This window comes from Flavobacterium sp. N502540 (assembly GCF_025947365.1).
Lineage (GTDB): Bacteria > Bacteroidota > Bacteroidia > Flavobacteriales > Flavobacteriaceae > Flavobacterium.
Genome location: NZ_CP110012.1, coordinates 5,060,858 through 5,072,449 on the forward strand (window position 1 = coordinate 5,060,858; position 11,592 = coordinate 5,072,449).

General features: G+C 34.4%; 2 protein-coding genes. Both read right to left on the reverse strand.

All coding sequences use genetic code 11. The annotated features are described in order from the left end of the window. Positions 1-176: 176 nt before the first annotated feature. Positions 177-1,817, reverse strand: coding sequence for an MBL fold metallo-hydrolase (locus tag OLM58_RS21085; RefSeq protein ID WP_264530517.1), 1,641 nt, complete (start codon positions 1,815-1,817; stop codon positions 177-179). Positions 1,818-1,937: 120 nt separating this feature from the next. After that, positions 1,938-11,567, reverse strand: coding sequence for a non-ribosomal peptide synthetase (locus OLM58_RS21090; protein ID WP_264530518.1), 9,630 nt, complete (start codon positions 11,565-11,567; stop codon positions 1,938-1,940). Between the last annotated feature and the right edge of the window lie 25 nt (positions 11,568-11,592).

The window sequence follows — 11,592 nt, forward strand, 5'->3', positions numbered from 1 at the left end:
ATTTTATTAGAAATTGACTTCACTTGAATTAGATTATAGAATTCAGGTCTAAGGATCACTAAGCTCAAGAATCGATCAGATTGTTCCTTCTGAGAAATTAGATTAAAACTTCAAAAAAGGTGTCTAATACTTCCCCATTACAATTGCTTTACAAAATTGTAATGGGGAAGGGTTGATTAATTTGTTAGTTCGGCCATTTTTTGCTTCTTTTCTGACAATAATTCTTTTTCTCCAAACAAACGTTCTGCGACTATCCCATTGCTTTCGCAGGACTCTATTAGATAATTGGATTGGATAATTGGATTGGATTCATTTGTATACTCCAGATCCAAAATGTGTTTTAACCAAGGTTCCTGACCCATTGCATAAACGTAAACTTCTTTACAATTGAATGCTTCAATCAATTTCTTTCCTTCTTTAAAGTTACTTCCTCTTCCTCTTCGTGAACGATCGGCTTCCCGTTCCATTACTTCCGGAAATAATGGTCCATATGCCCAAGAAGCCGGTGAACCGTCACATTCCATACCTAAAAATAAAACATCAACATCTCCAACAACTTTATTAATGTGTTGGTATAATCTTGGCTCAATATTACAAGCATCAGCTACTGCCAGTATTGAATAACCATCAACACGTATTACATATCCTAATTTACTGTTGATGCATAAATCATGGTGTTCGCCCAAAAATGGTACTCCTGTAATTGAACCTTCTTTAAATGAAATTTTATCCAGATCTCTTAATTCATATACATTTTCGAACCCTAAATTATCCAGTAAAAGCTTAAGCGACGGGTCTTCCAAAATACCATCCATGTTTCGGCCAACGATAATATTCTTGACTTTATGTCTGATTTGCAGAAGTGTTTCTAAAAGAATATGATCCTGATGACTGTGAGTAATTAATACATAATCTATTTGATCCGGTAAATCCAGGTACGTATATCTGGATAAATCTGATTCATAAGTATAGCTTAAAACAGGATCCAGTAAAATACTCACGTTTTTGGTTTCAACAAGTATACAGGCATGTCCAAAATATCTTGTTCTAATTCCTTCTCCTTCATATTTAGCATACTTAGGAGGTGCTTCTGTGGTAAAAAACGATTTGAAGAAATCCTCATTTGGAATATCAACTCCTAACTTTTCTTTAATGAATTCATAAGTTTGGGGTGTATTTTTCATTTTAAATAATTCATCCAGTCCCTTATTTTCAAAAGAAATGGGAAGATGAATTACGTCATTTCCAGGTAATCGCGGAGTACTCATAATAAAGGGACGCTCTTTATCTTTAACGATTTCAGACAAGGCAATACTCTGAGATCCTATGGCATAGTAGGGACTTTTATATAACAAAGCCTCGAAAAAACGAAAGCAGGCATTATTATTTATATCATAATAAAGTTCTACATAACCTCTTAATTTATCTGGTACCTCTTCGTATAATGGTTCAAGAGAAAATCCTTTTGCTTTATTTTTTAATAACTGGTGCAGCTCTTTTATTGCGACAGTAAATTCATAGAGTTCTTTATTATTCTCTTTTATATCATTAATTAATTTAGCAACCTCTTCCACTTTTTCTCCTTGTAAATCAATAAAAGGACCTCCTCTCATTTCAGGATTTTTAACAGCATCCGCATGGAGCTCCGGATACTCAACATAAGAATCCATAATGCGTACATATCTATCGAAAAGGTTTAATGCCGCAGTAGCCGGAGAAATTAAATGCACCCATGCAAACCATTTATTTACCAATGGTTCAATTTGAATATTCTGTCTTAAATAAATTTGTTTTTCCATATTTTCTATATTTTCCATATTTTGAAGATTTTTTATTTTTATATTTTCTGTTTTCTGTTTACTACTTCAAAAGAGTAGCTTACTTAATTATCTCTCTGCGATATCAATGATGTACTATTTTTAAAGTAACACTGTGTTTTAAATCTTAATTTCATCAAACTCGTCTATCTCGTGCGAAACGGTAGAAAGCAGCCACAAATCATTCTTAATTTTATCTGATAAATTTTCGATTGTAGGTTCAATAAAAATATTTTTCAGGTCAAGATTTATATCAAAAACATTCTTGATTTTAATTATCAATTTAATTGCTTTTATACTTTGGCCTCCAAGATCAAAGAAGTTGTCTTTAACTCCGATTCTTTCTCTTCCTAATATTTCTTCCCAAATCAAAACCAATTTTTCTTCTGTTTCATTTCGTGGTGCAACGTAATCGGTAGTAGTTAATAACTCCGATACATCCTTATTCTCCAGTGTTTTTCTATTGATCTTACCACTTGAATTTAATGGTAACTGCTCTAGCTGTACAAAATAATTGGGTATCATATAGCTTGGTAAGAGGGTGCTTAACCAAATTCGCATCTCTGATGAACTTATCTCTTTCTTACTAACAACATAAGCGATTAATTCTTTGTTGCCTTCTTTATTCATTTTTGCGATTACAGCAGCAGAATCGATTTCTTCATAACTTTGAATCGCAGTTTCTATCTCACCTAACTCAATTCTGTATCCCCTTATCTTTACCTGATCATCTTTTCTGCCTAAAAACTGAATATTTCCATCTGTTAACCATCTTCCGAAATCACCTGTTTTGTACATTCTTTCTCCTATAGCGAAAGGATTATCTACAAACTTCTCATTAGTCAGGTCAGGTCTGTTCAAATATCCACGAGCCAAACCAGCTCCTCCTATGCAAATTTCACCTCTGACTCCTATTGGTGATAATTGGTTTTCGTCGTTTAATATGTAAATTTTTCGGTTATTTATTGGCTTCCCGATGGCAGATGATTTCTGTGCATCTTCGATTTTAAAATAAGTACAGCATACTGTAGATTCGCTAGGTCCATAACTGTCATATAGGTCTATCTTATCTAAAAAATTGCTTACGTAAGAAGTATTAAATACATCCCCACCGCTAATCATCAGTCTTAGATTAGACAAGTCTAAACCACAATTATTTAATTCATTCAATACCAAAGGAGTAGTACTTATTACAGTAGCTCCTCTTTTTTCTATCAGAGTTTGTAATTCATTTATATCCTGTCCTCCATTTCTTCCCATCAGTAAGGTCCCCCCTTTGATCAATACCGGATAAATCTCTTCAATATGTGTATCAAATGAGAAAGAAGACTGCTGTATACATCGATCGTCTTTAGTTATTTTAAAAGTGCTCTCGAATGTGCTGATATAATCAAAAAGTGACTTGTGCTCAATCATGACCCCTTTTGGATTTCCTGTAGTACCTGATGTGTAAATAATATAGGCTAAATCACTCTGAATGTTTACAACACCTAAATTTTCAACGGTATACTTTTCCTTTTCGGCGTTGAACTTTTTAAGTTCTTTTTCGTCTATAATTAATTTACACCCACTATCCGCATACATAAAATCTTTACGATCCTTTGGATACATCGGATCAATTGGTACATATGCTCCACCGCTCTTTAATATAGCAAGAATAGAGATGATTGCCCATTCATTTTTTTCTAGTTCTACCCCTATTAAATCATTTGGATTAACGCTATAATTCTCCTTTAAATAAGCTGCAAACTGATTTGATTTTTCATTCAAATCTTTATAAGTAAGTTCTTTTTCTTCAAAAATTAAGGCAATGCTATCAGGAGACTCAGCAACTTGATCTTCAAATAAATTCACTACATTTTTATCTTCCGGATATCGAACCGTAGTATTATTAAATGTTGTAAGAAAATTTTCTTTTTCAGATTCTGTCAGATAGTCAAGTTGAAGTATTTCTAATGTTGGTTTTTGAACTACAGCCTGAATTAAACCTACTAAATGGTTTGCCAGTTGATTTGCCAATTGTTCCGAATATATATCCGTATTATATTCTAAATCAAATGACAATTCTTCTCCTGAATCTACAAAATTAAAGGTAAAATCAAATTTACTAACTACAGCCGTAGTGCCTTCGTATGGACTAACCTGAAGATCCTCCAAATCCTGCTCGTTATTTTCTTTCGATTCATTATGCTGAACAGTTACCATCACATCAAAAAGCGGATTTCTGCTCATATCTCTTTGTAAATGCAATGAATCAACCAGTTCATCAAAAGGATATATCTGATGTTCATAAGCTCCAAGAGTAACTTCTTGTATGTTTTTCAACAAGCTAACAAAACTATCATGGCTATTGAAACGTGTCCTTAATGCCAAGGTGTTAATATAAAACCCTATTTGATTTTCTAAATCAGAATGCTCTCTTCCTGCTATTGGAGTACCAATGATAAGATCTTCCTGATTATTGTAACGATAGATTAAAGTATTTACTAAAGCCAGAGCTCCCATAAACAAAGTTGCGCCCTGATTTTGACATATTTTTTTGATCCCTGCGCTGCTTTCTGCATCAATTTTTTTATAAACAATACCTCCATTATAGGTCTGAAGTAAAGGTCTAACCAAACCTGGCAGTAAATCAAATACCGGTAATTCTCCTTCAAACTGGTTTAGCCAGTATGTTCTATGCTCTTTTAGGGCCTCTCCGCTTAATTGTTCTTCCTGCCAAACCGCATAATCTTTATACTGAATGCGTAAAGGAGCCATTTCAGATAGTATTCCGTTTACTTGCTGATTGTAAAACATCATAACTTCCTTTATTAAAACCCCCATTGACCAGCCATCACTAATAATATGATGCATCGTGCAATTAAACACATATTTGTTCTCTGCCAGATGAACCAAATATGCTCTTACCAGTGAACCGGATTTAAGATCGAAAATTGTGTTAAATTCATTATGTAAAATCTTATCTAATTTTTCTTCTTGCCTATTGTCATTTCTAAGATCCTCGTAAATAAGCTTAAATTCTTTTTCTTCGAGTATGAACTGTCTTATTTCTCCAGCTTCATTTTCATTAAATGCTGTTCTAAGAATTTCATGTCTTTCAATTAGCTTCTTAAAGGAATTCTCTAAAATTTTCTGATCTAAATTTCCCTCAAGCACATAAGTACCCGGCATATTATAGGCAACACTTCCCTCTTCAAACTGGCTTAGTATCCATAACCTACGTTGAGAAGCTGATAACGGATAATACGCTTGTTTCGTGACAGCGTGAATATCAACAAAAGAAGTCTTCTTTGCTTTTTGAATTAATTGAGCCTGATCTTCTAATATTGCAGTAACAAATAAATCTTTTAATGCAATTTTTACTTCAAACTCCTTATGTATCTGATTAACGAGTCTTGTCGCTTTTAAACTGTGTCCTCCAATTTCAAAGAAGTTCTCTTTTATCCCTAAAGTGTCAATATCTAATACGTTTTTCCAGATAGAGATTAATTTTTCTTCTGTTTCATTTCGCGGGGCAACATAATCTACTCCCGTTGCCAGTCCATATACAAAAGGATCTGGCAGCGCTTTTTTGTCAACCTTACCATTTGTAGTTATGGGCAACTCATCAAGTTGTACAAAATAACGAGGAATCATATAAACCGGTAAAACACTTCTGATTTGAGTTTTTAAATTTTGCGCATTTAAGATGTCATTACTCAAAACATACGCAACCAATTCGGCTTCACCAGATGAGTTCTTTTTTGCTATAACTATAGCCGCATTAATTTCAGGAAGGTTTTTTAAAACACTTTCTATTTCTCCCAGCTCAATTCTATATCCCCGAATTTTAACCTGATCATCTTTTCGTCCTACAAATTCAATACTGCCATCTGATAACCAGCGTCCTAAATCACCGGTTTTATACATTCTTTCACTTGGAGAAAATGGATTGGTAATGAACTTCTCTTTTGTTAATTTTTCATTATTGAGATAGCCACTTGCCAGTCCAACACCAGAAATACATATTTCACCAATAGTGTTTATTGATTGTAATTGTAAAGCTTCATTAAGTATATAAATGCTTTTATTATAAGCCGGGTAACCAATTGGTATTGCCGTATAATTTAATGCTGGATCAACTTTATACAGGGTACTGTTTACGGTACATTCTGATGGGCCATATCCATTAAAAAAATTCTTAAAGCGTGCATAATGTAAGGCATCCTCAACGTATGCAGCTTCACCAGCCGTAATAATTGTTTTTACTTTATCTAATGGATCTCTGTTCAAAGCTCTTAGATATGCCGGAGGAATGGTTATAACGCTTACATCCTTTTTATTGATATATTGAACGAATAAGTCAGGATCATCAACTATTTCTTTTTTTAGCAAAACAAGTGTCGCCCCGGCTAATAAAGTCATGAAAATATCCAATACCGAACCATCAAAAGATATTGACATAAATTGTAATACCTTATCAGATGAGGTAAGCTGAAGTTTATCTATGTGATCAAATGCCATATTTACCAATCCGGAATGTTCGATAAGAACCCCTTTGATTGTACCTGTTGAACCTGAAGTATAGATTACATATGCCAGATCTTTTTGTTGGATGTGTACTGAATCCAGTTTTGTTACTGCATTATTCGTTTCAGTCGATTCTATTTCAATCAAGTCCCCGTTAAAATAATCTAAATCAGAAATATATTTATTATGGGTAATCAGGACATTTATTTTAGTATCCTCGATGATATACTGCTTTCGTTTGGATGGAATTTCAGGATCCATAGGAACATAAGCTCCGCCAGATTTCAAAACTGCCAGTACTGCAATAATCATTTTCTCTGAACGATCTAACATTATACCAACAAAATCATTTGCCTTAACTCTAAAATTCTCACGTAAACTAAAGGCCAGATTATTAGAATGCTCATTCAGCTGTCTATAAGTAAGTGTTGTATCTTCGAAGATAACAGCAATATTGTCAGGGTTAAGCTTAACCTGATACTCGAATATATCTAATACCGTTTGATTGGATGGATAATCCGATTTTGTAGTATTAAAAGTTGATAATAACTGTGTTTTCTCGTTTGCCGTTAAATAATCAAGCTGCTCAATTGGTAAAGAAGGATTATTAGAAATTGCAACAATCAATCTCTCAAAATGAGTAGTCATACAACTTACCGTTTCCGGTAGGAATAAATCACTATTATACTCAATCGTTACAAAAAAATCATCTCCAGTCTCAATAAAGTCAAAAGTTAGATCAAATTTACTGCTTTGCGCCTCCTCATTTGGATAAGGCTGGATCGAAAGACCTGTTTTCTTATTAAAATCGCTTTCTTTATACTCATTATTTTGAAAACTAACCATAATATCAAACAACACACTTCTGCTTGGATTGTGCTGAATATTCAGTTCATCAACAAGCGCGTCAAAAGGGTATATTTGATGTTCATAAGCTCCCAGAGTAACCTTTTTAACATTTTCAAAAAGTTCGTTAAAATTGTCTGTGCCATTAAAACTCGTTCTTAATGCTAATGTATTTAAATAGAGCCCTATCTGATCTTCAAGATCAATATGCCCTCTGCCTGCCACAGGAGTGCCTAAAATAATATCAGTCTGATTACTGTATTTGTATAACAAAACGTTTACCACGCCCAGTAAAGTCATGAAAAGTGTTCCTTTTCTCTCTTGAGTAATTAGTTTGATAGCTTTGTAACACTCTGGTGTTACTTGTTTCTTAATGCTACCTCCGTTATATGTTTTTATCTGCGGACGCAATTTATCAACCAGGAGCTCTAAAACTGGTAATTCACCAGAAAGCTGCTCCAGCCAATATTTTTTATGCAGTTGTGTAATATCACTATCCACCTGTTGTTGCTGCCAATCAACATAATCCTTGTACTGAATACGGAGATTTGAAAAAGGGTTATTCTGGTCATGGGAACTGTACAATTCCAGTAATTCCTTAATTAAAAGTCCCATTGACCATCCGTCACTTATAATATGATGCATTACATAAGTGAAGATCCATTTATTGTCACTTAATTGAAATAAACTTATTCGAAGTAATGGTCCTGTTTCCAAATCAAATGGAAGCATTAAAACCTGACGTATACTATCATTTACCATCTCCTCTCTCTCCGGAAAGTCGGCTAGATTTTGATTTTCTATTTTAAAGCCTAATTCTTCGACAGAAAGAATTTTTTGTCTTACCTCTCCCTCTGCATTTTGAATAAATACGGTTCTTAAAATTTCATGACGATTCAAGAGCTTTAAAAATGAAGCAGTCAGAATATCATAATTCAGTTCTCCTTCAAAAATATAAACTCCCGGCATATTGTATGCTGAATTCCCCGACTCTAACTGACTTAAAAGCCATAACCTTCTTTGTGCAGAAGATACCGGATAATTGTCTTGAACCGAAGTTAATGGAATCGATACATAGGCTGTTTTTAAACTTCTTTTAATTAATTCTGCCTGCTGCTCCAAGACTGTTTGTTCAAACAGTTCTCTAAGCTCAATAGTAACTCCAAAATGTTTATTTATTCTGCTGGCTAACTGACTAACTTTTAAGCTGTGTCCTCCTGATTCAAAAAAATCATCTTTTATACCTATTTTGTCTCTTGATAAAATACTTTGCCATATTTCAACCAGACTCTCTTCGGTTTCGTTTCTGGCGGAAATATATTCGATCCCCGCTTCCATTCTCGATTCATCAGGATTTGGCAGTTTACTTTTGTCTATTTTTCCATTACTGGTCAACGGTAACTCGTCCAATTGTACAAATTGCACCGGAATCATATAACTCGGTAAAATCTTATTTAGTTCAAGAATCAGATCCTGAGTATGCAGAACTTTACTGCTCAAAACATAAGCTACAAGTTCCTTTTCCTTGTTTGCGTTAAGATGGGCAATCACCACCGCTGAATCTACTCCCTCACAACTAAGAAGACTGCGTTCTATTTCTCCCAATTCTATACGATAACCACGTATCTTAACCTGATCATCAATACGTCCAAGGAAATCTATGGTACCATCCGGTAACCATCTGCCTAAGTCTCCTGTCTTATACATTCGGTCTCCTTCAACAAATGGATTGGGAATAAATTTTTCTGAAGTCAGCGCCTCATTATTGTGGTATCCGCGGGCAAGGCCATATCCTCCTATGCAGATCTCTCCGGCCATACCTTTGGCTGTCAAACGATTTTGCGCATCTAAAATGTAAATAGCTGTATTGGCAATTGGTTTACCGATACTCACACGATCAACCAATGCTCTTCCTCCTTTTTTAATCTCAAAGATACTGGTACAAATACTCGATTCTGTGGGACCATAAGCATTGTAATAATCCACGTAATCAGAAACTTTTAAAACAAGATCCTGACTTACAGACTCTCCTCCTGTTACCACTTTCTTTAAACCCGATAATTTACTAATATCAATTAACGGTAAGTATGCCGCCGGAAGTGTGACCATTTCAATATTATGATCCTGAATATAGTCTTCCAAAAGTTCCGGGTTCTTCTTGTCTGAATCTTTTATTATATGTAAAGCAGAACCGCTCAGTAAGGTTAGAAATATTTCGAAAACAGAAACATCAAAAGAACAGGAAAAAAACTGTAAACACCTTTGTGATACGCTAATACCTATAATAGACTGCTGCGCCTGAATTGAATTTGCTACTGCTCCATGTTCAATCAGAACGCCTTTTGGACGACCTGTCGAGCCTGAAGTATAAATCACATAAGCAAGATCCTTCTGATTTATATTGGTCTTAAAATTTTCTTTATCATAACCTGTTTCAGAATTTCTAAAAACAGCCAATTCTTCAGCATCTAATAGCGTTACACAGCCGCTGTCTGCTGTCATAAAATCAATCCTCTCCTGAGGGTATTCCGGATCAATAGGTAAATAGGCTCCTCCTGATTTTAGAACACCAAGAATTGCTATAACCATCCATTCGCTGCGGTCTAATTTAATACCGATCAAATCATTGGCGCGAATATTGTACTTTTTACGTAAATAATCTCCCAACTCATTTGATAGGTTATGAAGTTCCTGATAAGTGTATTGTGAACCCTCAAATACTATCGCGGTATGATCTGGTGTTTTTAAAACCTGATCGCTAAATAAATCAAGCAGATTTTTATCTGCCGGATATTCAAATACCGTTTTATTAAAATCCAGCAGAAGTTCATTCTTCTGTAATGAACTCATATAATCCAGTTCACAAACTGCTAAATCAGGTTGTGTTAGTGCCGCTTCAATCAATTGAAGCAGATGTCCCCCTATTTGTTCAATAGAATTTTTATAATAAATATCACTGTTATATTCAATAGTAACGTGCAGTCCATCGCCAATCTCTGCAAAATCAAAAGCCAGATCTAATTTGCTTATAACCTGCTCTTCTTCAACTTCATATTTACTTACACGCAGCAAATCCAAAGACTGATCTTCCGATTGCTTACTAGTATTGGTATTCTGAAGAACAACCATCACATCAAATAAAACACTTCGGCTTGCATCGCGCTTTATGTTGAGATTTTTTACCAACTCATCAAATGGATAGATTTGATGATCATAAGCCCCAAGGGTTACCTCTTTAACTTTTAAGAGTAATTCTTTAAAACTATCGTTCCCGCTAAAACGTGTTCTTAATGCAAGGGTATTAATATAACATCCCACCTGATTATTCAAATCAACGTGATCTCTTCCTGCTATTGGGCTTCCAATTATAATATCTTCCTGTTGGGTATATCGATACAATAAAGTTTTAACTGCTGCAAGCAGACTCATATATAATGTACAGCCATTTTCCTGAGCAAAATTCTTTAGCTTTTTACTCAATTCAGCAGAAAAACTCATGTTTAAAACACCTCCGTTATAGGTCTTTAAAGCAGGACGAGCTTTGTCTTCCAATAATTCCAATACCGGAAGTGCCCCCTCAAACTGCTGCAACCAATAATTCTGATGCTCTTTTAAAGACTCTCCGTTTAGCTGATCTTGCTGCCACGCGGCATAATCCTTATACTGAATGCGCAATGGCTCTAGTCTGTTTTGTTTACCTTGCTTAGCTCCAATATACAAGGCAAACAAATCTTTAATCATTACATTTAGTGACCATCCATCACTTATGATATGGTGTAAAACATAACATAAAACATACTTATCCTCTGTTAGCTGTAATAAACTAACACGAAGTAAAGGACCCGACGATAAATCAAATGGTGCTATCCTTTGTTCATTAATTATTAACTTAATTTTTGCCCCCTGATCCTCAACTCCGCGTAAATCATAATATGCTGTCCTAAAATCTATACTATCAGCAGAAATTATAAATTGTTTTACCTCTCCTAAATCATCTTTTTTAAATACAGTTCGCAAGATCTCATGATGATTGATCAGTTCCTTAAACGATGAATCCAACAAAGGCAAATCAATAAGTCCGTCAAGACTGAACAATTCTATTGTATTGTATGCTGCATTATCAGTGTTCAATTCGTTTAGAATCCAAAGTCTGTATTGTGATGAAGATAAAGCGTATCCTTCATTATGAATTTCAATTTTGGGTATTGAATGAAAGTCAGATTCCTTGTAAGAATTGTTTCTTAAGTATTCAATTAATTCTTGTTTGTATTTCTTAACCTCCTCAATTAAAATCTTACTAGGAGTAGAATCACCAAATTTTAATTTCAAATTATTATTTTCCAGGGAAATAAAAATATTATTCTTCCTAAGATTAGCTAGTAGATCTCTCATTAGATTTGTGAAAATGTCGTATTAT